This window comes from Rhizobium sp. BK313, from assembly GCF_014193655.1.
GTDB lineage: Bacteria > Pseudomonadota > Alphaproteobacteria > Rhizobiales > Rhizobiaceae > Rhizobium.
The window spans coordinates 582,812-606,077 of the sequence record NZ_JACHZQ010000005.1 but is presented as its reverse complement, the minus strand read 5'-3'; the positions used below and the strand labels follow the sequence as shown (position 1 = coordinate 606,077).

General features: G+C 59.5%; 23 protein-coding genes and 1 tRNA gene. 3 read left to right on the top strand and 21 right to left on the bottom strand.

The features are described 5' to 3' along the window. Nucleotides 1-5: 5 nt before the first annotated feature. The 5 genes from FHT86_RS26275 to rsfS all read right to left on the bottom strand — a co-directional run bounded on the left by FHT86_RS26275 (nt 6) and on the right by rsfS (nt 5,452). Nucleotides 6-1,193, bottom strand: a complete 1,188-nt coding sequence (locus FHT86_RS26275; protein WP_133708739.1) for a divergent polysaccharide deacetylase family protein — start codon at nt 1,191-1,193, stop codon at nt 6-8. 226 nt (nt 1,194-1,419) lie between these two features. Then, entirely contained in the window at nt 1,420-2,748 is a 1,329-nt protein-coding gene (locus FHT86_RS26270) for a S41 family peptidase (protein ID WP_133708740.1), read from the bottom strand. Next, nucleotides 2,738-4,195 carry a murein hydrolase activator EnvC family protein gene (locus FHT86_RS26265; RefSeq protein WP_409527625.1) on the bottom strand — a complete coding sequence of 486 codons (1,458 nt, stop codon included), beginning with the start codon at nt 4,193-4,195 and terminating at the stop codon, nt 2,738-2,740. The genes FHT86_RS26270 and FHT86_RS26265 overlap by 11 nt, the downstream gene beginning before the upstream one ends. 212 nt (nt 4,196-4,407) lie before the next feature. Then, nucleotides 4,408-4,890 (bottom strand): 23S rRNA (pseudouridine(1915)-N(3))-methyltransferase RlmH, encoded by a 483-nt coding sequence (gene rlmH, locus FHT86_RS26260; protein WP_133708741.1) that lies wholly within the window; start codon nt 4,888-4,890, stop codon nt 4,408-4,410. A gap of 115 nt (nt 4,891-5,005) precedes the next feature. Continuing rightward, entirely contained in the window at nt 5,006-5,452 is a 447-nt protein-coding gene (rsfS, locus tag FHT86_RS26255; protein WP_133708742.1) for a ribosome silencing factor, read from the bottom strand. A gap of 280 nt (nt 5,453-5,732) precedes the next feature. Here rsfS and FHT86_RS26250 point away from each other — a divergent pair, with 280 nt between their 5' ends. After that, complete coding sequence (locus tag FHT86_RS26250) at nt 5,733-6,125, top strand: winged helix-turn-helix domain-containing protein (RefSeq protein ID WP_133708743.1); 393 nt, start codon at nt 5,733-5,735, stop codon at nt 6,123-6,125. Nucleotides 6,126-6,131: 6 nt separating this feature from the next. Here the strand turns inward: FHT86_RS26250 and modC are convergent, their stop codons facing one another. The 7 genes from modC to obgE all read right to left on the bottom strand — a co-directional run bounded on the left by modC (nt 6,132) and on the right by obgE (nt 13,526). Continuing rightward, complete coding sequence (gene modC / locus FHT86_RS26245; protein WP_133708744.1) at nt 6,132-7,205, bottom strand: molybdenum ABC transporter ATP-binding protein; 1,074 nt, start codon at nt 7,203-7,205, stop codon at nt 6,132-6,134. After that, complete coding sequence (gene modB / locus FHT86_RS26240; protein ID WP_133708745.1) at nt 7,202-7,903, bottom strand: molybdate ABC transporter permease subunit; 702 nt, start codon at nt 7,901-7,903, stop codon at nt 7,202-7,204. Before modB ends, modC begins: the two co-directional genes overlap by 4 nt. A gap of 87 nt (nt 7,904-7,990) precedes the next feature. Further along, nucleotides 7,991-8,788 carry a molybdate ABC transporter substrate-binding protein gene (modA, locus tag FHT86_RS26235; protein WP_133708746.1) on the bottom strand — a complete coding sequence of 266 codons (798 nt, stop codon included), beginning with the start codon at nt 8,786-8,788 and terminating at the stop codon, nt 7,991-7,993. Nucleotides 8,789-9,364: 576 nt separating this feature from the next. After that, a complete protein-coding gene (locus tag FHT86_RS26230) occupies nt 9,365-9,946 on the bottom strand; it encodes a nicotinate-nucleotide adenylyltransferase (RefSeq protein WP_246779668.1) in 582 nt (193 codons plus the stop codon). A gap of 37 nt (nt 9,947-9,983) precedes the next feature. Next, nucleotides 9,984-11,267, bottom strand: a complete 1,284-nt coding sequence (locus FHT86_RS26225; protein ID WP_133708748.1) for a glutamate-5-semialdehyde dehydrogenase — start codon at nt 11,265-11,267, stop codon at nt 9,984-9,986. Continuing rightward, nucleotides 11,260-12,429, bottom strand: a complete 1,170-nt coding sequence (gene proB / locus FHT86_RS26220) for a glutamate 5-kinase (protein WP_133708749.1) — start codon at nt 12,427-12,429, stop codon at nt 11,260-11,262. Before proB ends, FHT86_RS26225 begins: the two co-directional genes overlap by 8 nt. Next, on the bottom strand, nt 12,426-13,526 hold the full coding sequence (gene obgE, locus FHT86_RS26215) for a GTPase ObgE (RefSeq protein ID WP_133708750.1): 1,101 nt from the start codon (nt 13,524-13,526) through the stop codon (nt 12,426-12,428). The genes proB and obgE overlap by 4 nt, the downstream gene beginning before the upstream one ends. A gap of 179 nt (nt 13,527-13,705) precedes the next feature. On the opposite strand from obgE, the gene FHT86_RS26210 reads away from it, so the two are divergent. Then, a complete protein-coding gene (locus FHT86_RS26210; RefSeq protein ID WP_133708751.1) occupies nt 13,706-14,557 on the top strand; it encodes an endonuclease/exonuclease/phosphatase family protein in 852 nt (283 codons plus the stop codon). Between the two features lie 46 nt (nt 14,558-14,603). On the opposite strand, the gene FHT86_RS26205 is transcribed toward FHT86_RS26210, so the two are convergent. From FHT86_RS26205 to rplU, 4 genes are all read right to left on the bottom strand, one after another. Further along, on the bottom strand, nt 14,604-15,191 hold the full coding sequence (locus tag FHT86_RS26205; RefSeq protein ID WP_133708752.1) for a GNAT family N-acetyltransferase: 588 nt from the start codon (nt 15,189-15,191) through the stop codon (nt 14,604-14,606). Further along, nucleotides 15,188-15,823 (bottom strand): GNAT family N-acetyltransferase, encoded by a 636-nt coding sequence (locus tag FHT86_RS26200; protein WP_133708753.1) that lies wholly within the window; start codon nt 15,821-15,823, stop codon nt 15,188-15,190. The genes FHT86_RS26205 and FHT86_RS26200 overlap by 4 nt, the downstream gene beginning before the upstream one ends. A 128-nt stretch (nt 15,824-15,951) precedes the next feature. Then, entirely contained in the window at nt 15,952-16,221 is a 270-nt protein-coding gene (rpmA, locus tag FHT86_RS26195) for a 50S ribosomal protein L27 (protein ID WP_007824841.1), read from the bottom strand. 32 nt (nt 16,222-16,253) lie between these two features. Next, nucleotides 16,254-16,571 carry a 50S ribosomal protein L21 gene (gene rplU / locus FHT86_RS26190; RefSeq protein WP_120706113.1) on the bottom strand — a complete coding sequence of 106 codons (318 nt, stop codon included), beginning with the start codon at nt 16,569-16,571 and terminating at the stop codon, nt 16,254-16,256. A gap of 305 nt (nt 16,572-16,876) precedes the next feature. On the opposite strand from rplU, the gene FHT86_RS26185 reads away from it, so the two are divergent. Then, nucleotides 16,877-16,966: transfer RNA gene (locus tag FHT86_RS26185), tRNA-Ser, on the top strand. A 124-nt stretch (nt 16,967-17,090) separates the two neighbouring features. Here the strand turns inward: FHT86_RS26185 and FHT86_RS26180 are convergent. The 5 genes from FHT86_RS26180 to FHT86_RS26160 form a co-directional block, all read right to left on the bottom strand. Continuing rightward, on the bottom strand, nt 17,091-18,131 hold the full coding sequence (locus FHT86_RS26180; protein WP_133708754.1) for an alpha/beta fold hydrolase: 1,041 nt from the start codon (nt 18,129-18,131) through the stop codon (nt 17,091-17,093). A gap of 1,117 nt (nt 18,132-19,248) precedes the next feature. After that, complete coding sequence (locus FHT86_RS26175; protein ID WP_133708755.1) at nt 19,249-19,758, bottom strand: hypothetical protein; 510 nt, start codon at nt 19,756-19,758, stop codon at nt 19,249-19,251. Nucleotides 19,759-19,853: 95 nt separating this feature from the next. Beyond that, on the bottom strand, nt 19,854-20,957 hold the full coding sequence (locus FHT86_RS26170) for a DUF937 domain-containing protein (protein ID WP_133708756.1): 1,104 nt from the start codon (nt 20,955-20,957) through the stop codon (nt 19,854-19,856). Nucleotides 20,958-21,729: 772 nt separating this feature from the next. Then, nucleotides 21,730-22,125, bottom strand: a complete 396-nt coding sequence (locus FHT86_RS26165) for a cupin domain-containing protein (protein WP_133708757.1) — start codon at nt 22,123-22,125, stop codon at nt 21,730-21,732. Nucleotides 22,126-22,258: 133 nt separating this feature from the next. Then, nucleotides 22,259-22,759 (bottom strand): BA14K family protein, encoded by a 501-nt coding sequence (locus FHT86_RS26160; RefSeq protein ID WP_133708758.1) that lies wholly within the window; start codon nt 22,757-22,759, stop codon nt 22,259-22,261. Between the last annotated feature and the right edge of the window lie 507 nt (nt 22,760-23,266).

Sequence of the window (23,266 nt, the reverse complement as noted above, 5' to 3'; positions counted from 1 at the left end):
AAGGCTCAGGGATGTTTGGGGTCGTCGGCGAGAGCGGAGACGGCAACGATCTCGATACCGCGCATGGCTGCTTCCTCGCTCCATTTACTGATGGCATCGACGCTCTCGTCGAAAGCGGCCGCAACGCCGATCGCCGAACCGTTGCGGCGTGCGATGCGTTCCAGCTCATCAAGTTTCTTCAGGATGGCATCCTGCTGCAATTCTCCGTCGAGCTGTACGTCGGCAAAAGCATGCGGCACCTCCAGCGCCTTGGCGACGGTGCCGGATTTGGACTGCGCCGAGGAGCCGTCATCAAGGAACAGTAGGCCGCGCTTGCCAATATCGCGCATGACAGGCTCCATAGCGTCGGCATTCGAAAGAAACCGTCCGCCGAGATAGTTCATCACGCCGGTATAATTGGTGATCTCGCCCATGGCCTTGTGCAGGTCTTCGATATTCTTGGCCGCGGGCTGCGAGGTCAACAGGGTATCCGGTCCGGGATTGTTTCCGGGATAGTCGAACGGTTCGAAAGGCACCTGGAGCAGGATTTCATGGCCGCCGCGCCGCGCCTCCTGCATCCAGCGCTGCAGGCTATTGCCCGTGGCGGCAAAGGCGAGCGTGATCTCCTCGGGCAGCTTCTCGATGGCGCGTTGCGTACCGGTCTGGCTGAGGCCGAGGCCGCTGACGACGATGGCAACGCGCGTGCCGCGGGCGCCGGACCAGGGCCTCGCATATTGGTCCATCGGTCTCAGCCCGCTCGGCGCCGTGATCGGCAGTTTGCCGAAGGGCGAGTCCTCCAGCAGGCTGTCGTTCGGCGTTGCCGCCATGCGCGGATCCTGACCGACCTGATTGGCGTTTATCAGCACTGGGCCGTTGCCGTCACGCGAGTTCGGACTGAACATCGTCACGACAGAACCATCGCTGGTGACGATGCGATGCGTATCGGCCCCGGACTGCGGATCGACCTGTGTCAGGCCCGTCTGATTGTTGGTGGCCGGCTTTTCGGCCACCGCCGCCGGCGGTGGTGTGGTCTTCTCGGCTGTCTCGACAGGTGGAGTTTTCTGAAGGTTATCGCGCAGTAGCGCCGAATAGAGGGAAAAACTGGCGATCGCGATCAGGCAGAAGCCGGCAAGGATGCGCCCGAAGGGCGGATGACGCCGTTTGCGGCCAGGGCCGCGGTTCTGGCCCAGCGGTGCATGCAAATCCGTTCCCAAAGTCCGTATCCACCCCAAGCGGGAAGCTGTCCGCCCCCAGAGCATTCCGCTTTCATGTGCAGCCATCAAAGCGGAGAGGATGCTCCGTATTCAAAAAACCCAAGCATGATCCAAAATGGATTTCGAATAAGATCGCACTTATTCAAATAGTTAGAGCGAGATGAGATAAATCACCTCGCTCCGGATATGAAAGCGCCGGGTCTGTTTCCAGCCCGGCGCCGTTTCCTTATTTCGCGGAAACTGCCTTTTCCGGGTTCGGCGGGAAGGACGGGTCCGTCTTTGCGCCGCGCAATAGGTCAAGCGCGTAGTTGAGCTGAACATCGTCCTTCGGATCCGGCGGCACATAGGCGGCGGAGCCGGAACCCTGGTCGGTTTCGCTCTGGCCCTTGATGTGGCCCGGCAGGCTGGATTCGCCTTCGGTCACCAGCTTGCCCTTCAGATCGTCGGGCAGCGGCTCGTCGACCTTGATGTCAGGCGTGATGCCGGTGCCCTGGATCGAACGGCCCGATGGCGTGTAATAAAGTGCTGTCGTCAGACGCAGCGCACCGTTGCCATCGCCAAGCGGGATGATGGTCTGCACGGAGCCCTTGCCGAAGGACTGGGTGCCGAGAACGGTGGCACGGCGCAGATCCTGCAAGGCACCGGCGACGATTTCCGAAGCCGAAGCCGAACCGCCGTTGATCAGCACAATGATCGGCTTCCCGTCGGTCAGGTCACCCGGGCCGGCGTTGAAGCGGCGGGTTTCGTCCGGATTGCGGCCGCGGGTGGAGACGACTTCGCCGCGCTCCAGCACATCGTCGGCAACGTTGATCGCCTGGTCGAGCAGGCCGCCCGGATTAAGGCGCAGGTCGAGGACATAGCCCTTCAGCTTATCGGCCGGAATATCCTTCTTGATCTTGGCGATCGCGGCCTCAAGGTCCGGCGTGGTCTTTTCGGTGAAGGAGATAATGCGGAGATAACCGACGTCACCGCCTTCTTCACGCGACTTCACGGCGGCAACAGCGATCACATCACGGATGATCGTGAGTTCGATCGGCTTGTCGGCGCCCTTGCGCATCAGCGTCAGCTTGATCGGCGTCTTGACGGCGCCGCGCATCTTCTCGACGGCGTCTTCCAGCTTCAGGCCGCGTACAGACTGGCCATCGATGGCGGTGATGTAGTCGCCGGCGAGAACACCGGCCTTGGCAGCGGGCGTATCGTCGATCGGGGTGATGACCTTGACCAGGTCGTTATCCATCGTCACTTCGATGCCGAGACCGCCGAATTCACCCTTGGTCTGGGTGCGCATGTCTTCGGCGTCCTTGGCATTCATGTAGCTCGAATGCGGGTCCAACGAGGTCAGCATGCCGTTGATGGCGGCTTCGATGAGCTTGTCTTCCTGGGGTGGCGTTACGTACTGAGCACGCACACGTTCAAAGACATCGCCGAAAATCGACAATTCCTTGTACGTGGAAGCGCCAGCGGCTTCCGCCGGCACCACGGCCGTGTAGATGACGCTCATCGCGGTCGCACCCATCAATGCGCCAACGAGAACAAGAGAAGCCCTACGAATCATTGCGTGCCTTTCCAGTGTCTTTGGAGGTCCACCAAGGCCGAGAATCGACCGGTTTCCCATCTTTTCGAAATTCAATGTAGAGCGTTGGCCGATCCGTTTCCAGCGCCAATGCAGTCGCGCTCGCGACTCTTTTTTCGCCCATCACAGCGAGCGGCTCGCCAGCGAAGACAAATTTGCCGAGACGCGTCTTGATCGCGTCCATTCCCGACAGCACCATGTGATAGCCGTCGCCCGTATCCAAAATAACCATCTGACCGTAGCTGCGAAACGCGCCCGCGTAAACGACCGTCCCATCGGCAGGCGCGGTGACGAGCGCGTCGGGGCCAGTCGCGACGGTCATGCCCATCGCCGTATGTCCCGTTCCGTCATCGTCGCCGAACTGGCGGAGAATATCACCCGCCACAGGCAGCTCCAATTTCTGTTTGAGGTCGGAAAACGGATATGCGGGCGCAATGCGGTTTTTATCGGGCACACCGTTTTCGGCCAGGGCCTTGGCCTGGTCGCGCTGCTGGTCGGTCATCTGCTCCCGGCGGGCCTCTTCCGCCCGGGCGGCGGCAGCGGCATCGCGCACCGAGCCGATCTGGCTTTCCAGCGACGCGACGAGGCCTTCGAGACTGGTCGCCTGGCCCGCCAATTCTTCGGAGCGCTTGCGCTCGGCGTCCAGTTCCTCGGCATTTTCATGGCTGTGCTTGTCGTTTTCGGCGATCAGCAGGTCCATGCGCCGTTCTTCCTCCAGACTGTTGGTCATGGTGGCGGTGAGATCGGCCTTTTCGGCAGCCGTGGCGGCATGCAGCTTGGTAAGATCGGTAAGGTCGGCGACGAGTTTATCCGTCTCCTTGCGCATGCCGGGAACGACGGCGCCGAGCAGGATGGCGCTGCGCACGGAAGCAAGCGCATCGTCTGGTGTCACCAGGAGTGCCGGCGGCGGGTTGCGGCCCATGCGTTCCAGTGCACCGAGAACTTCGGCCAGCAACCCGCGGCGCTCGTGCAACGATCTGCGGATATTGTCTTCCTTGACCGCGAGATCGGTCAACGTCTTCTCGCTCTGCTGAATCTTGCGGTCCATGTCCCTTCGGCGGGCAGCGCTGTCGATCAGAGCCTGACGCAGGCTGGCGGTGCTTTTGTCGAGCGAGGCGATGCTGTCTTCCAGTGCCTTCGTCTTGTCGGAGGAGAGGCTGATCGTCTTTGACAATTCCTCCAGCTCGGCGCGCGTCTGATCGCGCTTCCGGGCGAGATCGGCGGCCGGGTCGGGTGCTTGCCCGGCCGGCTGTGTCGATGGTGCGGTCGAGGTGACGACAGGCTGATCGTCCTTGGTCTGCGCTGGGGTCTGCGCTGGCGCGGGTGATGCGCCGTCATCTTCCTGCGCCAGGGCCATGTCCCGAAACTGAAACGGACTTTCAACATAGACACCCATGCCAAAACACACTGCTAAGGACGGCAGCAACAGGCGGGAAAGGGTGGGCGGGGTTTTTCTCATCCAGTCGGTTTGGGCTTGGTCCCTTTACATCGCGTGAAAATCAAGCCGATTTACTGCGATTACCCAGAAAGCATCATCAATTTTGCGGCGGGAATCAAAACACGCCTGTGTGAGCGTTCCGTTAACGCAAAATACCCGAAAGCCAAACTGTTTTCGAGTGTTTCGATCTCGGCAGCGGAACATCAAGCCCGATGGTAGGGATGCCCGGACAGAATCGTGACGGCGCGGTAGAGCTGTTCGGCGATCAGAATGCGCACAAGCTGATGCGGCCAGGTCATTTTGCCCAGGCAGATGGTGGCGTCGGCCTTGTCGTAAAGGCTGGGATCGAGACCGTCGGCACCGCCGATGGCGAGCGTCAGGTCGCGCTTGCCCTGGTCGCGGTACGTACCAAGCAAAGCGGCAAAGGCTTCGCTGTCCAGAGCCTTGCCGCGCTCGTCGAGGAGGATGAGAACGCCGCCTTCCGGATGCGCTTTCTGCAGCAGGACGGCCTCTTCACGCTTGCGCGTCTCGCCGTTGGATGCGCGGCTTTCGCCGACCTCGGTCATACGCGCCAGTTCGAGGCCGATTGCTGGACCAGCCTTGGCGAAACGGTCGAGATAACGGGCCGCAAGATCCTTTTCAGGGCCGGTTTTCAACCGTCCCACGGCAAAAAGACCTATCCGCATTCCCGCTCCCAAGCATATCCGCCGTTATGGCGGCACAGATATAGATCGCTGCCGGACCATCATGTCCGGCGATTCAAGGCTGCCAACCGGGACCGGGAATAACACCTGGAATCGGTTAGTGCAGTGTGCCCTCATCGAGATCAGGTGCAGCCCACATCTTTTCGATGTTGTAGAACTCGCGGATCTCCGGACGGAACACGTGAATGATGATGTCACCTGTATCGATCAGCACCCAATCGCCGCCTTCCAGGCCCTCGACGCGGGCGGTGCCCAGGCCTTCGTCCTTGAGGTCGGTGATCAGATGGTCGGCAATCGCCAGGACATGCCGGTTCGAGCGTCCGGAGACGACGACCATATAGTCCCCAAGCGCGGATTTGCCAGCAATGTTGATGGTGACGATATTTTCGGCCTTGGAGTCCTCGAGGCTTACGAGGACGGCTTGCAGGGCGCGGGCAGCGGCATCGGCGCCACGTTCCGGGCTCTTCGGGATAACGACAGGCGCTCTTCCCTTGGCGTGTACTGTTGTCAGTGCTCTTCCTTCCTTGAGTAACAGAACAGGCACATAGGTGATCTGAGTCGATCACGCTACAAAGATAGGCATCAATGCGTTAAGGTTTCAAGACGCACGCCGTCATCTATTGGACGTAGAGACAAGGTTTTGTATTAAATTCCCGCTCCCTCGTACCACATATGGGTGATTGTCGGCGCGGGCTACGGCGTGAGCTTCGGGTAACGCTAGGTGAGGTAGAACCGGGCGGTCGCCATTACCAATCGTCCGCATCCCATGTACAGGCGAGCGAAGGGCGCGTATACACAAGAGCAGATCGAAACGCTCCGACGCCATGACCAAAACTCCGCAACAGTCCCTAAAGCCCATCCTCCGCATCAGTTTTTCGGGGCAGGACCGGCTTGGGCGCGGCAAGATGGAACTCCTTGAACATATTCGCGAAACCGGTTCGATCTCGGCTGCCGGACGCGCCATGGATATGTCTTATCGCCGCGCCTGGCTGCTCATCAGCGAATTGAACCATATGTTCCAGGAGCCGGTCGTCGAATCGCAGCGTGGCGGACAGAAGGGTGGCGGCGCTGCGCTGACGCCGTTCGGCGAGGAGTTGTTGCGGCGATTCCGCGGCATGGAAAGTTCGGTGCGGGCGGCAATTGCCGGTGATCTCGAATGGCTGGAGGCCAATCGCAACCCCAGCGATGCCGTTGCAGAGCCGCGGGCGGAGTCCTGATCGCTCCTACGATTCGAGCGCTACTGTCTTGATGACCGCATGGACGGGCAGTCCGATCTGCAGCCCCAGCCGTTCAGAAGAAAATTGCGTGATGCGGGCAAGTACCGTGTCACCACCGCAATCCACCTTTACTTCGACGGTGCCGTCGGCCGCCGTGCCGATGGCAAGCACCCGGCCTTCGAGGATGTTGAGGGCGCTGAGGCCTTCAGGCCGGACCGTCGCCAGCATGACGTCGCGGGCGGGGATGTGGACGCGGACGGTCTTGCCGACTCCAGCCGCTTCCCCGGGTACGAATAGCTTTGCCGCCTTCAATGCCACGATGGTCAAACGGTGCCCAAAATCGATATGCTCCACACGCCCCTCGAACAGAACACCGGCTTCGCGACGGTCGATCGCCTGTGGGCCGGAAAGCTGGCTGAAGATCTCGACCGCCGGCCCCATTGCCTCGACCTTACCGTCGCGCATGACGACGACACGGCTGGCCAGCCGCGCCACTTCGGCGATGGAGTGGCTGACATAGATGATCGGCACTTTCGTTTCGTCTCGGAGCCGTTCGAGATAAGGCAGGATCTCGGCTTTGCGGGCCTCGTCGAGCGCGGCCAGCGGTTCGTCCATCAGCAGCAGCCGCGGTGACGACAGCAGGGCGCGGCCGATGGCGACGCGCTGTTTCTCGCCGCCGGAGAGTTTTGCGGGTCGTCGATCGAGAAGCGCTGCGATGCCCAGGAGATCAACCACACCATCGAAACTTTCGCCGTGCTCGCTTTTCAGAGCGAACCAGCGACCGTAATTCAGGTTCTGCCGTACGGAGAGATGCGGAAACAACCGGGCTTCCTGGAAGACATAACCGAAACGGCGGCGGTGGCGCGGAACGAAGACTTGGGCGTCGGTGTCGGAGAGCACCGTACCATCGAGGCTGACGCGGCCATGGTCGGGCTGGATCAGGCCGGCGATGATACGGATGATCGATGTCTTGCCAGAGCCGGAGCGGCCGAATAGGGCGGTGACGCCGCCGTCCGAGCTGAAGGCCGCGTCGAGGGAGAAGGCACCCAGTCGGTGGCGGATATCGACAGAAAGCGTCATTCCCAATCCACCCTCTTGCCGGCGAGATAGGCGAGGAATTCGGAGGCGAGCAATGCCGCCATGGAAATGACGATGGCGACGATCGTCAGCCGTAGCGCACCGGCATCACCACCAGGCACCTGCGTAAAGGTGTAGATCGCCGACGACAGTGTCTGCGTTTCGCCGGGGATATTGGAGACGAAGGTGATGGTGGCGCCGAACTCGCCCATGGCCTTCGCGAAGGAAAGGATCATGCCGGCGATGACGCCGGGCAGGATCAACGGCAAGGTCACGGTGAGGAATATCCAGAGCGGGCTGGCGCCAAGCGTTCCGGCGGCCTCCTCGAGCTTGCGATCGACCGCTTCGATCGACAGACGGATGCTCCTGACCATCAGCGGAAAGCCCATGACGCCGCAGGCAAGTGCGGCACCAGTCCAGCGGAAGGAGAAGACGATACCCAGATATTGGTCGAGCAACGCGCCGATCGGCCCTTTCCGGCCGAAGAGGATCAGGAGGATAAAGCCGGTAACGACGGGCGGCAGAATCAGCGGCAGATGGATGATGCCGTTGAAGATCGACTTGCCCCAGAATTTACCGCGCGCAAGCAACATTGCGGCGGCTATGCCGAAGGGCAGGCTCACCAGCATGGCGACGGTCGAGACGCGCAGGCTCAGCTCGATCGCCGTCCATTCGTCGCTGCTCAAACCCAATGCGTCCAAGTCCGGCCTCGCAAAGACATGTCAGGCCCGCCGAGGTCCGGCGAGCCTGTCGAAACAAACAGAATGCCTACGGTCGAGCGGTGGTGCTCACTGCTTCAGAACCGTGAAGCCTTCATGTTCGAAGAACGGAACAGCCTTAGCCGATTTCAGATAATCGAAATAGGCCTGCGTGTCCGGATTGGTGCTGCTGGCGGTGATCGCGATCGGATAGATGATCGGCGGATGGCTGTCTTCCGGAAAGGTGCCGACGACGGCGACGCCCGGATCGGCGGAAACGTCGGTTTGATAGACGATGCCGTAGGGCGCTTCGCCACGTGAAACCAGCGCGAGCGCGGCGCGCACGCTTTCAGCGCCGGCGACCTTCCTCTCGACGGAAGACCAGATGCCGAGCTTTTCGAGCGCCGCCTTGCCGTATTTGCCCGCCGGGACCGATTCCGGCTGGCCGATCGCCAAGCGCCCGTCGCCGAGAAGACTTGCGAGGTCCATACCCTGCTTGATCTCGATCGGCTTGGCCTTGTCCTTGGCGGCGACGAGAACGATCTGGTTGCCGAGCAGGTTGGTGCGGCTGTCGTCCTTGATCAGTTTTTTCTTGGCGACATAGTCCATCCAGTCCGTATCAGCGGAGATGAAGACGTCGGCCGGTGCGCCGTTTTCGAGCTGCTTGGCCAGCGGTCCGCTTGCTGCATAGGAGACGGTGACCTGCTTGCCGGTTTCCTTGGTGAAGGCGGCGTCAATATTATCCAGCGCGTTTTTCATGCTGGCGGCAGCGAAGACGGTGATCTTGTCGGCGGCGAACGCCGGCGCCGGAATGACCGACATGCCAAGCCAGGCGGCACAAAGGGCGGCGGTTGCAAGCTTGATCCATTGGCGGCGGCTGGTAGCCATCATGTTTCTCCGGGAAGATGTCGACATATTTGGAGAGATATAACGGCTGATGAGCCTTGGCTAGGGATATATTTTGAAAAATATAGCGTTATCGCCAAGCGTAACCCTACGAATTTGATAGAGATTTGCCTTTGAAGCGGATATTAGTGCGTTTTACCATTACGGAAATGCATGGCTTGATTCGCCCAAGGGGAATAGCGAACGCTCACGGTATAAGACGTAACGTTACGAATCGTGCGATTTTGCAGCTCTTTGTGCAAAAGCCGATCTGGCAGGGAAGCCGCAGCGCGCTTAACCAACGCAAAAGAAGCGTTTTTTGGGCAGACAGTTTTCAAAGCTATGACTACAACGCATTGCTGCATTGCGCTATCAGCGTTTTATCATTCGGTCAAATCTGCTAAAACATAAACATCGAAACGGCGATCTCCTCCTCCCAACGCCTTTCGATATGGGTCGGCAACCCTCCTCCTCCCAGTTGCTGACCAGGTTTGAAGGCCCGACGGATCTCCTCCCCCGTCGGGCTTTTCATTTTTGGAGGTTTTCTTGAAAATCAGGCCTAATATCGCGCCGGTGCGGTTATTGTGCGGCGCGCAAGGCGGTAGAGCTCAATGTCGAGCGCCGGCCGTGAATGAAGGTCCAGGCGGGTGCCGGCTTCTTCCATAGTACCCGAGCATCGTCTTCATCGACGCGCGCGTAGTGAAACGTCTTGGCCATCTTTGCGGAGAGATAGGATAGCGTTGATCCCGGTCGGTCGATGACGGCGATCGGAAAGGTGTGGGCAATCTCCTGCCATTTCTGCCAGCGGTGAAACGTGTTGAGGCTGTCGGCCCCCATGATCCAGATGAAATGCACTTGGGTATTGCGCGCCTTGACATAGGCGAGCGTGTTCGCCGTGTAACTCATGCCGAGCGTCTGCTCGAAAGCCGTCACCTTGATGCGCGGATCATGCGTGATCGCCTCGCTGAGCGCGATGCGTTCGGCAAGCGGTGCGAGATGATTGCGGTTCTTCAACGGATTGCCCGGCGTCACCATCCACCAGAGCTGGTCGAGGCCGAGCCGGCGGATGGCTATTTCGGCCACCAGCGCGTGGCCTTGATGCGGCGGGTTGAAGGAACCGCCGAAAAGACCGACCACCATGCCGCGTTCGGCACGCGGCATGCGCAGATAGCGGTAATCGATCTCTTCTTTGTGCACGTCAGGGCCGTATCTGTCCGGTGCCGCGCACACGATATTTGAAAGAGGTAAGCTGCTCGACGCCGACGGGGCCGCGCGCATGCATCTTGCCCGTGGCGATGCCGATTTCCGCACCCATGCCGAACTCGCCGCCATCGGCAAATTGCGTCGAGGCGTTGTGCAGCAGGATCGCCGAATCGATCTCGGTGAAGAAGCGCTCGACCACGGCGGGGTCCTCGGCGATCACGGCTTCGGTATGGTTGGACGAATATTTGCCGATATGGGCAATTGCGCCGGAAATGCCATCGACAATGGCTACAGAGATGATGGCGGCGAGATATTCGGTCGACCAATCCTCTTCCGTTGCGGCCTTCAGACCTGGTGCAAGGCGAAGCACGTCGGCGGAGCCGCGGATTTCGCAGCCGGCGCCAGACAGCACGTCGAGCAGCGGCTTCAGATGCGTCGGCGCGGCCTTGGCATCAACCAGCAGCGTCTCGGCAGAGCCGCAGACGCCGGTGCGGCGCATCTTGGCGTTGACGATGATCGTCTTTGCCATCTCCAGATCTGCCGAGGCGTCGATATAGACGTGGCAGAGGCCTTCAAGGTGAGCAAAGACCGGCACACGCGCTTCGCTCTGCACGCGCGCGACCAAGCTTTTTCCGCCGCGCGGCACGATGACATCAATCGTACCCTCGAGTCCGCGCAGCATGGCGCCGACGGCGGCGCGATCGGTGACGGGAACGAGCTGGATCGCATGCTCCGGCAGGCCTGCTGCTTTCAGCCCTTCGACCAGGCATTCATGGATCGCCTGAGACGAGCGGCGCGAATCGCTGCCGCAGCGTAGAATGACGGCATTGCCAGCCTTCAAGCAGAGCGCGCCGGCATCGGCGGTGACGTTCGGCCGGCTTTCGAAGATGACGCCGATGACGCCGAGCGGCGTGCGGACGCGCTCGATCTTCAGTCCATTCGGCCGGTCCCAGGCAGCGATCACTTCACCCACCGGATCCGGCAATCCGGCAATGGCGCGGATGCCTTCGGCCATCTCAGTGACGCGCTTGTCGTTGAGCGTCAGGCGATCGACGAAGGAGGCAAGGATATCGGTGCCCTCGACATCTTTGAGGTCCTTGGCATTCTCGGCAAGGATATAATCTTTGCGCGCAAGAATGGCATCGGTCATGGCGGCAAGCGCCTTGTTCTTGCTCTCGGTCGAAGCGAAGGCCAACGGTCGCGACGCAGCCCGGGCCTTGCGGCCGATATCGTTCATCAAGGTGTCGATGTCGGGGCTTTGTGCGACGGTATCAAGCATGGGCTTCATCCTTCTTCAGTTTTTCGGCCTTCGTCTTGACGGACGCGGTCATGACGAGGTCGTCTCGGTGCACCATGGCGGCACGGCCGGGATAGCCTAAGATCGCCTCGATCTCCGCCGACTTGCGGCCGGTGATCTGGCGGGCTTCCTCGGCATCGTAACCGGCAAGGCCACGGGCGATTTCCCGGCCCGAGGGGCCGATGACGGCAACGGTGTCGCCGCGGCCGAAATGGCCGACAATGCTGCGCACGCCAGCGGGCAACAGGCTCTTGCCGGCGCCCAGCGCGGTGACGGCGCCATCATCGACATGCAGCTCGCCCGCCGGCTGCAACTGGCCGGCAATCCAGGTCTTGCGGGCGGTGACGGGCGTACCCGACGGCGCGAACCAGGAGGAACGCGCGCCGTTCTCAATAGCGTTCAACGGCCGATCGGTCTTGCCTGAGGCGATGATCATGGCGCAGCCGGCACCTGTGGCGATCTTACCGGCATCGATCTTGGTGCGCATACCGCCGCGCGACAATTCGGAGGCGGCGCCGCCGGCCATCGCCTCGATTTCGGGCGTGATCTCGGCGATCGTTTCCAGGAATTTGGCTTGCGGATCGAGATGCGGCGGGGCGGTGTAGAGCCCGTCGATATCGGACAGCAGGATCAGCAGGTCGGCGCCGGTCATGGTGGCGACGCGTGCGGCCAGCCGGTCATTGTCGCCATAGCGGATTTCGCTGGTGGCGACCGTGTCGTTTTCGTTGATGATCGGCACAGCGCCGATTTTCAGAAGCTGATTGATGGTGGCCCGCGCATTGAGATAGCGGCGGCGCTCTTCGGTGTCGCCGAGCGTCAGCAGGATCTGGCCCGCGACGATATCGCCATGCGACAGGCTTTCCGACCAGGCGCGCGCCAGCGAAATCTGGCCGACGGCCGCCGCCGCCTGGCTTTCTTCGAGTTTCAACGCACCGGAGGGCAAGTCGAGCACCGAACGTCCCAGTGCAATGGCGCCGGAGGAGACGACGAGGACATCGACGCCCTTCGCCTTCAGCCCGGCAATATCGGCACACATGCCGTCGAGCCAAGCCTTCTTCAGGCCGGTCTTACGGTCGACGAGAAGGGCCGAGCCGATCTTGATGACGATGCGGCGGTAACGGTCGAGCGGCTTGCGGGCAGTCATCCCTGCTGCTCCTCGTGATCACCGTCCCCCTCGTCCACGTCGTCGGAGGCCTGCATGTCGCGATGGCGCAGCTTATGCGTTTTCGCCGGCTTGTCCGCTTCGCCCGCATTGGCTTCGACGATGACGTCGCGCAGCGCGCGCAGCACTTCGGTCATGCCGCGACCGGTGACGGCGGAAATCTGGAAGGGTGTCTTGCCGCACGCCCGCGCAAGCTCGCGCGTCTTCTTCTTCAGCATTTCCTCGTCCACCACATCGATCTGCGATAGCGCGACGATTTCAGGTTTGTCAGTAATGTTATTGCCGTAGGCTTCGAGCTCGTGTTTGACCGTCTTGTAGGCCTTGCCGACCTTCTCTTCCTGGGCGGAGACAAGATGCAGCAGCACGCGCGTGCGCTCGACATGGCCGAGGAAGCGGTCGCCAATACCGACACCTTCATGCGCCCCTTCGATCAGGCCGGGAATGTCGGCCAGCACGAATTCCTGGCCATCGATGGTGGCGACGCCAAGATTGGGATGCAGCGTCGTGAATGGATAATTGGCTATCTTCGGCCGGGCACGGCTGACGGCAGCGAGAAAAGTCGATTTGCCTGCATTCGGCAGGCCGACGAGGCCGGCATCGGCGATCAGCTTCAGCCGTAGCCAGATGGTTTTTTCTTCACCCGGCAGACCGGGATTGGCCCAGTCGGGGGCCTGATTGACCGAGGATTTGAAATAGGCGTTGCCGAAACCGCCATTTCCGCCTGGCGCCAGGCGAAAGCGCTGGCCTTCCTGCGTGATGTCGCAGATCAGGGTTTCCCCGTCTTCTTCGAAGATCTGCGTGCCGACCGGCACCTTCAGCGTTACGTCTTCGCCCTTGGCGCCGGCGCGGTTCTTGCCCATGCCATGCGTGCCGATCGTGGCCTTGAAATGTTGCTGATAGCGGAAGTCGATTAACGTATTCAGCCCGTTGACGGCCTCGACCCAGACGTCGCCGCCACGGCCGCCATCGCCGCCGTCCGGACCGCCGAACTCGATGAATTTCTCACGCCGGAAGGAAACGCTACCTGCGCCGCCATCACCAGACCGAATATAGACCTTTGCTTCGTCGAGAAATTTCATTTTACTTCCGTCACTCGGTATTGGCGCATGATCCTCGATCGGGTTCGATTCGGGACAGGCTCATGCGCCCTTTTCAATTGTTATCGCGTCCTTTGCACATCCGCCAGGACATGCAGCGCGGTCATTTACCCGTATGCCGCCTTCGATATAGGCGGTTCAGTCTGAGGTCAAAGATTATCGTGAAGTTGGTGAGCTATAACATACAATACGGCTTTGGCCTCGATGGCAGATACGATCTTGAGCGCATCGTCGCAAACCTTGCCGGAGCCGACATTATCGGATTGCAAGAGGTATCCCGCGGTTTCGCCCCTAACGGCGGTATCGACATGGTCGCCGCGATCGAGACGTTGCTGCCGGACCACTATACCATCTATGGGGTGGGGATGGACCTGCTGCCGCCGGGCGCTGGTCCACGCGATCTCCGCTTCCAGTTCGGCAACATGGTTCTGTCGCGCTGGCCGATTCTTGCGACGCGGACGCTGCTTCTGCCTCGCAGTCGCACGATTTCCAAACTCAATCTGCAGCGCGCTGCCGTCGAGGCGGTGATCGATGCACCTGGCGGTGCGATCCGGGCCTACTCCGTGCAGCTCGACCATGTCGCTCCGGACGAGCGCATCCGCCAGATCCACTGTCTCAAGGATCATGCGATCAACTTTGCGCGCGATGGCGGTTCGCTGACGGGCGCTATGGAGATCGACCACAGCGATCCGCCGCTGCCGGAGGATTTTGTCCTGATGGGCGATTTCAACATGGTGCCGGAATCGCCGGAATATTGCGCGCTTGCAGGACTGAAGGATGCCTTCTATGGCCGCATGCCGCGTTTCGACACGCCGATCGACGCGCTCGACGCGGCCGGCTGGCTGAAGCCTGAAGTCTATAGTTGGATGGATCCCGAGGATCGCAGCAAGCGAATGCATATTGACTACTGCTTCATCAGTTGCGGACTGAGTGATCGTTTGCGATCGGCCCATGTGGATCTTGAGGCCGAAGGCTCTGATCATTTTCCGGTATGGATTGAGATTGATGGCTAGGGGTGTCACCGCCGGCAGAACCGGCGTTGACGGATTTTTCACGGCCTCATGACGCCTGCGAGAGCCGCAACGCCCCGGGCTTCAGCACGGTTTCGATATGCGGAACCATTGTGCTACGGGCGAAGCTGTAGATCTCTGCGCAGCCGGTGATGTCGAAGCCCAACTTCTGCTGCAGCTTCAACGACGCCGGATTGTCGGCGAAGACGCCTGAGAACACTGCGACGTCGGGCATGCGGCGGCCGAAGCGCTCGAGAGCGGCTGTGACTGCCTCAGTCATGATGCCGCGCCGCCAGTAGTAGCGGTTCAGCCAATAGCCGAGATGCCAGCGGCCATGCCGCAGTTCTATGCCGACCATGCCGATATGGACATCGTCCCGTTCGGTGATGGCCAGCGTCCAGTCGCTACCGATGCCGGGGGTGTTCCGGACCAGCCAGTCCAGGGCATCCTGCCGGTCATAAGGCGTTGGAACACGGGCCAGCATACGCGTGACCGCGAAATCCGACAGGGATTCCGTGATCGCATCGGCATCGACGAGCCGGTGTGGGCGGAGCGTCAGCCGTTCCGTCTGAATGACGGGCGTCGGTCCGGGCGTCAGGATGCGGGTGTCGCGGCGGACAAGAGTGGCGGCGTTCATCTCAGACCTCCCCAGCTACGCAGTGACATCCAGGTCTTGCGGTCGAGCCGGTACCATTCGACCGATACCGTGCTGCCGAGCGCCAGCGATGCGGCAAGGCCGGATCCCTGGAACTGGAAGCCGCACTTCTGCACAACCCTTCGGGAGGCAACGTTCATCACCCGGCAACGGGCATCGATCTGGGCGACGTTCTCACGCGTACGGAAGACCATGTCGATCAAGGCATGAGCGGCTTCCGTCATATAGCCCCGGTTCCAATAGGGCTCGCCCAGCCAATAACCGATCTCGACTGTCTGCGGGTCGGCCGTCGGCTCGACGCCGCAGCAACCGAGAAAGGCGCCGTTTTCGGCTTTGGTGATCGCATAGACGCACTTGCCAATCTCGCCAAGCTTCGTGCGTCGCACGAAATCGGCGGCATCATTGGTCGTATACGGGTGCGGCATACGCGATACCATAGTGGCGACGTTGGCGTTGTTGGCGAGATGGGCAAGGGCGTCGATGTCTTCTTCGTGGGGCGCGCGCAGAACGAGCCTTTCCGATAACAAGACAGGGCAATCGGTCCTTAACCGCTCCGGCCTCAGCCGTTCTTCGGGAGACCTCGATTGGTCTTCCCTTAACAATTCGCCTTGCATGGTTCAGTCCTCCTTGGTTGAGGGTAAAGAAAAAGGGGAGATGGCGCCCCATCTCCCCTTTTTCTTGACTGAACCTGATGCGATCAGCCGGGTCGATGAGACGCCGGCTGTTTTTGAGCGCTACCGGCTTATTCCGCTGCTTCCGCTTTCGGCATTACAGACACGTACACGCGGCCATTGGCCTTCGTACGGTAGTCCACATTGCCGGCCGTAAGCGCAAAAATGGTATGATCTTTGCCGAGGCCGACATTGGCGCCCGGATGCCACTGCGTACCGCGCTGACGCACGATAATGTTGCCTGCAACGACGTTTTCGCCGCCGAACTTCTTCACGCCAAGGCGCTTGGAGTCGGAATCGCGACCGTTGCGCGAGGAACCGCCAGCTTTTTTGTGTGCCATTGGAGTTCTCCTTTAAACCTTGATCCCGTTACTTACTTGGCAGCCACGATGTCCGTGATACGGACGACCGTGTGATGCTGGCGATGGCCGCGCGAACGCTTCGAGTTCTGACGACGGCGCTTCTTGAAGGCGATGACCTTCTTGCCGCGATTGTGCTCGACCACTTCGGCCTTGACGGAAGCACCCTTGACGAAGGGAGCACCAATCGCAGCGTCGGCGCCTTCGCCGATAACGAGGACTTCGGTGAATTCTACGGTATCGCCGGCGGTGGCTTCCAGCTTCTCGATGGTCAGCACGTCGTCGGCTGCCACACGGTACTGCTTACCGCCGGTCTTGATGACTGCGAACATTTTTTATCCTTTCATGTTCGTTCCGGCTCTCTTGTCACAAGGACAAGCGGCCGTCTTTTTATCAGTCGAAACTTAGCAGGGATTCCAAAGGCTTGCGGCCTCGAAAAAGATCTGCCGGTGAAACCCCGCACAAAGCGAGGCGGCCAAGGCACGGACTTATCCACACCTATTGCGTTGCACGGGATATATAAGGGTCTCTGATCTGTCAAGGCAAAAGGATGAAAAGCTTGAATATTCACCCTTGCCATCCCCCCCGTCTATCGCTATGAGAACGCCGCGCTTCAAACGCGCCGACCAGCATATCCGGAGAGGTGGCAGAGTGGTCGAATGCACCGCACTCGAAATGCGGCATGCCTGCAAGGGCATCGTGGGTTCAAATCCCACCCTCTCCGCCATATTTGTTTGAAATCAGTGGATTTTGAGGTCGCCGGTCGACAGCCGACCTCTCACTTTGCCCAGCGCCCTTTATATTTTCTTCGGCCGGGGCACAATAACGCTAGAGATCCGAATCGCCTGCGTTTACTTGATTTCAGAACCGCCGGTCGTTGGCTGCTGCAGCCATTGCACCAGAGCCTGGTTGAAGCGATCAGGGGCTTGGATTTGCGGTGAGTGGCCGAGATCAGGAAATTCCATCAACTGTGCGTGCGGAAAACGGGCAACTGCCTGCTTACCGAGAACGGGGTAGTTGCCGAGTGTCGGGCGGATAGCCTCTGGCGCGAGATCTTTGCCGATGGCGGTGGTATCCTTGTCGCCGATCATCAAAAGGACGGGTTTGGAGATGTGTTCGAACTCGTAGAACACCGGCTGAGTGGCTATCATGTCGTAGAGGCGGGCGGAACTCTTTTGCACCGCCGCGCGGCCGGCGCCACGATAGAGACCCGCCAGCATTTGCACCCATTTCTCGTAGGACGGATCCCAGGTGCCGGCATAATATGTCGCCCGTTCGTAGGCCCGGATACTGTCGGCCGAAACATGGTCCTCGCGCTTCAGCCAGCCGTCCAGGCTGAGCCACGGCACGCCTTTAGTCTTCCAATCCTCCAGCCCGATCGGATCGACGAGAACAAGCTGGTCGACAGCGTCGGGATACATCAGTGCATAGCGCATCGCCAACATGCCGCCGGTGGAGTGGCCGATCACCACCGAGCGCTGGATATCCAGTGAGGCCAGCAGATCCCGCGTGTTGCTGGCCAGCTGCTGGAAGGTAAATTGATAGCCGTCCGGCTTGCTGGATTTGCAGAAGCCCAACTGATCGACGGCGATCACCCGGTAGCCGGCAGCGGTGAGGCTTTCGATCGAGCCCTCCCAGGTTGCTGCACAGAAATTCTTGCCATGTAGCAGGACAGCGGTCTGGCCATTGGGCGAAGATGGCCGCACATCCATATAGGCCATCTCAACGGCCTGGCCCTGGGAGCTGAAATGATAATGCGAGACTTGGAACGGATATTCAAATCCTTGCAGCTCCCGCCCATAGGCAGGTTCACTGATACTGTCAGCCTCGGCTGAGCGGACACCAGCTGCAAAAAAAATCAGCAGCCCAAAGGTGAATGCTAAGCGGATCATGATGCGTCCAGACACTGGAGTGAAAACGCGCGCCTTATATCATCCGGTCGCAACTGCGGAAGATCACGCTCGTTAACGTGTTGGTGATCGATGGTGGGGATGACGCGCGGTTCCATCATCGCTCTGAACATCCCGTCCTCGTTGGGTGATGGCTCTTGGGCCATCTTGGCTGGGATAGCTGTATGATCTCTGCCGCACGTGCGTCGGTGTGTGGCAATTTATCTGGACAAGGCCGGAAGGGCGACTTCCAGGCCCTTGATAGGGTTGCCGCGGGAAAGGGATGATACCATCAGGGCTGCATAGACGGTTGATTACTCAACCCGTTCTACTCCCTAAAACAGATCCAAGGTTGCGCTAAGTTTACATTTCTTGTTGAAAACAGGTTTTTGCTGACAAACGTTGTCATCGCCAACTTAGGTTTCGGCTAATATTCAAAACAGCTAATCTCACTAGAAGCTCATATAGAGCGACCGCAGATCTCTCAGACGATCAACAAGCACACAGCAACACGGTCGCACTCTTAAACGAGATATGAGCAAAAGAGCAAACGTCAGACGCTCGATAAAGCAACAGCTGCGTAGCTACATCAGGAAATGGCTAGACCCTGAACGCATAGACGAAACCTAGAACGATCCGGAGATGAGAACGGTTAGCTTTCTGAGCAGAGACGCACATAGACGGATACGTAGGTAGAGAGACGCAGGGGTGCCTGTAGCGAGGCACAGGGGCTCAAAGCGCAACAGCGAGGGGAAGTTGCGAGGAAGGAGGGACACGTAAAGAACAAGGAACATGTAAGGAAGTATATCAGTCGTAAGAAGGAGGGATGGTGCCGGCCACGGTTCATCATCCCACCCTCTCCGCCAATATGAGCCTTTGAAATCAGCGCGTTCCCTGCGCCGGCTCGGCAAGGTTGTTGCCGCGTTCGGGTCGAGGAGCTTGCTCCTGATCAGAGAGCCACTCCCGGGGCGCTCTCGTTCGCCGCCAGATGCTATATCAGCACCGATTATCTTTTATTGCGGTATTTGGGGGCTGATAACTCTCCCCAATGCCGCAACCTCGAAGCGCCTAGTTGCGGCGCTGGGGCAAGACAATTCTGTCCAATCATGGCGGGCGCGGATCACGTTGAGCGTTGGTCGAGTTTCAGCGCTGCCGAAATCTCGGCAAGCGTGGCTTTTTCGGCATCACTTACTATTACCCCGCCAAAACCAAGGAACCCGCCCTCCTTTGCGGCTTCGGCAACGCTCTCGCTAATGCGGTAGAGCCAGGTCTTGAACGCAGTGGCGGCCTCCGGCGCCTTGGATGCGACAAGATCGCTGGTCTGCTGCAAGACGGTAATGCATTTGGTCTTGATTTCATCCGGCTTGGAGCCCTTGAGCGTTTCCTGAAGGCCTTCCCGCGCGATAGTTCTTCCTTCCGAGGTTTCGAAGTCGCTGACGAGTGCGGAGACGAGCGAGGTCGCTCCGGGATCGGTCTTGGCCTGTAGCAGCGCGCGCGTGCTGGCCATTCCTTCTTTCAGCATACCCCAAAGTCCACTTGGATCGGCGGCGGTGACGGCAATGCCTGCCGCCATCACGCTTTGCAGCAGCAGCTTCCATTCGTCGGGCGTGAATGTTGATTTGTCAGCCATCGTCTCCGGTCCTTTTCTCTTGCTGTTCATCTGGGTGCAAGCGAGCGGATTTCGCACGCCGGCCGTATATGGCCGGCGATCGATTTCATTCGCCGTCAAGCGGGCAGGGTCGCAAGTTTTGCCTTTAGCGAATCTATTGTCGGCTTTAGAACGTCGGATACGCCCGGGATGGCCAGGATCTTGTCGAACAGCCCGTTAAGTGTCGACATCATTGGCTTGAGCATGCCCGCAAGTGCGGTCTTTTGCTCTGCCGAAAGTTGTCCGATCGTTGCCGTGACCTTGTCAACATCGCCTGCTGCCGCCTGCAGCTTGGGGAGGGCTGCCTGCGCGGATGCCGCATCGGTGACGCCGGTGACTGTGGCTTGCAGATTTGTCAAGGTATCCGTGAGCTGTTTGCCCACATCCACGCCGCCAACTGTCAGGTTCTGCGTCGGGACCGCGCTTTGCGGGACCGTCTGTTCGGTTGGCCTTGCGAAGATATAATAGAGCGCTGCCAGGATCACGAGCGCCGCAATGAGCCAATAGAGCCAGCGATAGGACGCGGACGACGCCGCCGACGCGGTGCGCTGGCCAACGTTGCTCATTGACGATGCAGTTGCCGTGGCTCGGCCCGCTGCCTGGCTTGGCGCCGCTGTCGCCGTTCGCATGGATCCACCGAGAGCACTCAAAAGACCGGTGCCGCCAAGCATATCGCTGACACCTGAAGGCAAAGCAGAGACAATGTTGTCCTTTTGACTGGCGAGGAGACTGGCAACGCCGTTGGCGCTGAGATCGTTACCACTTTGCTGGGCAACGCCGCCCATGACAATCGGGGCTAGCATGCCCAGAAGGGAACTGCTCGCCTTGTTGTCGAGGCCGGCGTAGCTGCCGACCGCGTTCGCCAATGCGCCACTGTCACCGGCTCCGAACAACGATGACAGGATTTGCGAACCGGTCTGGCCAAGGGACGCCTGGCCATCCGGCGCGAGCATTCCGGCAAGGTTGCCGAGTGCGCCACCCTGCTGTCTTGCAGCGTCGGCGACTTTCTGTGCTCCGCCAGGTTGCGCCGCAACGCCGCCAAGACCGGCCAGCAGCGCAGGCACCGCAGCCGCTATCGCACGCTGCGTCTTGGCGGCATCCAGGCCAAGCGCGCCTGCCAGGCGACCGATCAAATCCGGCGTCAGTAGTTGCATGATGGATGAAACAAGATTGCTGGCCATTGAACTTTCCTCCGCAGCTTCGGATTAGAAACAGCTTGAATGGAAATTTCTCTCGAATCTGGCACTTAACTAAATCCTGCTGCCTCGAATGGAGGGTATTATTTTTCATGCCGGACATATTTTCCGCCGGATGAAAGTATGAATGAGGCAGTGCAGGCAGCATAGTATTAGCATTTTTTTCTATATTTCGCTAGGGAGGCGATGCTGTTCTTCGAAAGATTGTGATGGCCTTCGATCAGACGTGGAATAATCCTTTGCTCCCTCCAGGTATCCTATGCATGATCTTCGATACCTGTTGGGAATCACATGGCAACGATCAGAGAGCGCTGGCATGTGTAGCCTGCCTAGTCCGCGCCGGTTGCAATTTCATTTTGATTAGTTGAGGCTGATGTTCGTCGTGGGTGCGAAGCTCTGAGTTTCTTGACTCCGCAGCCTAGGCCGTTGCCAAGCGTCGGTGATCTGATGGCTCCCTTCATTCTTTTTTCTTGTAGATGCAAGTGGACGCCACGCGCAGCAATCATCCTTCACGCACGCCAGACGATAGTCGAGCGGCGTTTGGGCCGTCTTAAATGGGTGGTTGGAAAGATCACCTCCTGGCAGGCCGATATCGTGGCAAGGGCGCTCTGGGGATCGATGGTACCTATAGTGAAGGTAGGGGATATCTACCGAGCAATATACGCTGGTGTTGGAGCATAGTTGCGACAACGCCTGGATGGATACTTACCCATTTGCGGCCTCCCGCAATGACGGGATCAGTGTGCCAACGGCATCGTCAGTTGTCAGGGAAGCGGTAGACCACATCTGCAAAAGAGCCGGTGGGGAAGGCATAGAATAGCTTCAAGTTGGCGTCGGAGTCGTTGCGGATACCGTGCTCTGCGTTACCGGGAATGAAAACGGCGGTACCGGCTTTGACAACCGTTTCGTGCCCGTCGATCTGCACGATGCCGGTTCCCTCCAGGATGAAATAGATCTCTGGCTGCTCGTGCCGATGGGGTCGAAGCTCGCCGCCGGACACGAGTTCCGCAACACCTGCACTCATGCTGTCGGTCGGGGTGATGTCGCTGCTGAAAAGCGTGTGCCATGACACGCGACCGTGGATCGGATCGTTCCATTCGTCGCGCGGACGCTCTTCGGCAGTCGTGATAACCGCTTGTGATCGTTTTGTCATTTTTCTCAAAACGGTGTTTAAGAAACCGTCTCGAACGGTCTCACAACGGCAGCGAATGTCAATTGGTTAGACTCGAGAATCCACGTATTGGGCCACCCCACCTGAGCCAACAGCGGCCTCATTCAAATACTCACTAATAGGGCGAATAGCATTGCCGACGAGGCCCGTTGTAGGGCTGGAACGTGTTGTCGTAGGCCCGATAGGATCTATAGCGCGAATAGCACCAGCTTGTATGTCCACCGCCGCCACTGTAGACGCGTGGTTGCGAGGCGATGATCCCCCCGATGATGGCTCCAGCCGCCAGGCCACCGATGATAGCGCCGGCATTGTCGTTGTAGTATCCGCGGCCGTAGTATCCTCGGCCGTAGTATCCGCCACGGCCGTAATATCCACCGTGGCCGTAATATCTACCACCGCCATAGTATCCGCCATGGCCGCCGCCGTAATTGCGGCGGTGCCAGTAGGGGCGGTTCCACTCGCCCCTCATGTTGCCACGGTCGCCTCTATACTGAATGTTCTGAACGTCCGATGTTTCGATCTTTAGCGGACTAACAGTTGGAAAAGCCTCAGCCGGAGTGACAACGCCGGTAAGCGCGGTTACGCACGACAGAGCTATAATGGCGAGCTTGTTCATCTTTTTCACCTCACTCCTCAACGCGAAACGTTGCTTCTGGTTCCGGCAGAGGTCGAGATTGATTATGCTGACGACGACATCGTGATCGGCGCGTACGCTGGTTGCGCCGGGATAGTCCGTAGCCCTCCCCTACCAGCATCATTAAAAGCCAGTTCTGCAGCTCTTCGCTATGCGCCGGCCTCACCCATTCTAGCTACTTTAAGAGTATCTGATTGACGATAAACAACTCACGGTTCATTGTCGTTTCTCTAACATAATGGAGGGAGACATGAGAACGATCGTGTGTTTTCTCGTCTTACTTTGGGGTGCCGTGGCCGCAAGCGCGGCGGATAACGTTATACGTGTGTCGTCGATAATACCCGCTGCCGAGATCGCACAAAGTGCCTTGTTGCTACGCGGCACCGGGGACGCTGCTTCGTGCGGCTATAACAGCTATCATAAAAGATATGATCCTAGCGGCGTCCGATCGTGCTGCCGGCGGGCTTCCGGCTCACCGTCCGTCGAACC

What these genes read in the sequence shown, in the direction of transcription:
- proB (WP_133708749.1), bottom strand. Translation starts at nt 12,429, where the DNA reads ATGACTGCCCGCAAGCCGCTCGACCGTTACCGCCGCATCGTCATCAAG.
- modC (WP_133708744.1), bottom strand. Translation starts at nt 7,205, where the DNA reads ATGACGCTTTCTGTCGATATCCGCCACCGACTGGGTGCCTTCTCCCTC.
- rlmH (WP_133708741.1), bottom strand. Translation starts at nt 4,890, where the DNA reads ATGCGGATAGGTCTTTTTGCCGTGGGACGGTTGAAAACCGGCCCTGAA.
- FHT86_RS26225 (WP_133708748.1), bottom strand. Translation starts at nt 11,267, where the DNA reads ATGCTTGATACCGTCGCACAAAGCCCCGACATCGACACCTTGATGAAC.
- FHT86_RS26160 (WP_133708758.1), bottom strand. Translation starts at nt 22,759, where the DNA reads ATGAACAAGCTCGCCATTATAGCTCTGTCGTGCGTAACCGCGCTTACC.
- FHT86_RS26170 (WP_133708756.1), bottom strand. Translation starts at nt 20,957, where the DNA reads ATGGCCAGCAATCTTGTTTCATCCATCATGCAACTACTGACGCCGGAT.
- FHT86_RS26200 (WP_133708753.1), bottom strand. Translation starts at nt 15,823, where the DNA reads ATGCAAGGCGAATTGTTAAGGGAAGACCAATCGAGGTCTCCCGAAGAA.
- FHT86_RS26180 (WP_133708754.1), bottom strand. Translation starts at nt 18,131, where the DNA reads ATGATCCGCTTAGCATTCACCTTTGGGCTGCTGATTTTTTTTGCAGCT.
- FHT86_RS26250 (WP_133708743.1), top strand. Translation starts at nt 5,733, where the DNA reads ATGACCAAAACTCCGCAACAGTCCCTAAAGCCCATCCTCCGCATCAGT.
- modA (WP_133708746.1), bottom strand. Translation starts at nt 8,788, where the DNA reads ATGGCTACCAGCCGCCGCCAATGGATCAAGCTTGCAACCGCCGCCCTT.
- FHT86_RS26230 (WP_246779668.1), bottom strand. Translation starts at nt 9,946, where the DNA reads ATGCCGCGTGCCGAACGCGGCATGGTGGTCGGTCTTTTCGGCGGTTCC.
- FHT86_RS26175 (WP_133708755.1), bottom strand. Translation starts at nt 19,758, where the DNA reads ATGGCTGACAAATCAACATTCACGCCCGACGAATGGAAGCTGCTGCTG.
- rplU (WP_120706113.1), bottom strand. Translation starts at nt 16,571, where the DNA reads ATGTTCGCAGTCATCAAGACCGGCGGTAAGCAGTACCGTGTGGCAGCC.
- rpmA (WP_007824841.1), bottom strand. Translation starts at nt 16,221, where the DNA reads ATGGCACACAAAAAAGCTGGCGGTTCCTCGCGCAACGGTCGCGATTCC.
- FHT86_RS26205 (WP_133708752.1), bottom strand. Translation starts at nt 15,191, where the DNA reads ATGAACGCCGCCACTCTTGTCCGCCGCGACACCCGCATCCTGACGCCC.
- FHT86_RS26270 (WP_133708740.1), bottom strand. Translation starts at nt 2,748, where the DNA reads ATGATTCGTAGGGCTTCTCTTGTTCTCGTTGGCGCATTGATGGGTGCG.
- obgE (WP_133708750.1), bottom strand. Translation starts at nt 13,526, where the DNA reads ATGAAATTTCTCGACGAAGCAAAGGTCTATATTCGGTCTGGTGATGGC.
- FHT86_RS26165 (WP_133708757.1), bottom strand. Translation starts at nt 22,125, where the DNA reads ATGACAAAACGATCACAAGCGGTTATCACGACTGCCGAAGAGCGTCCG.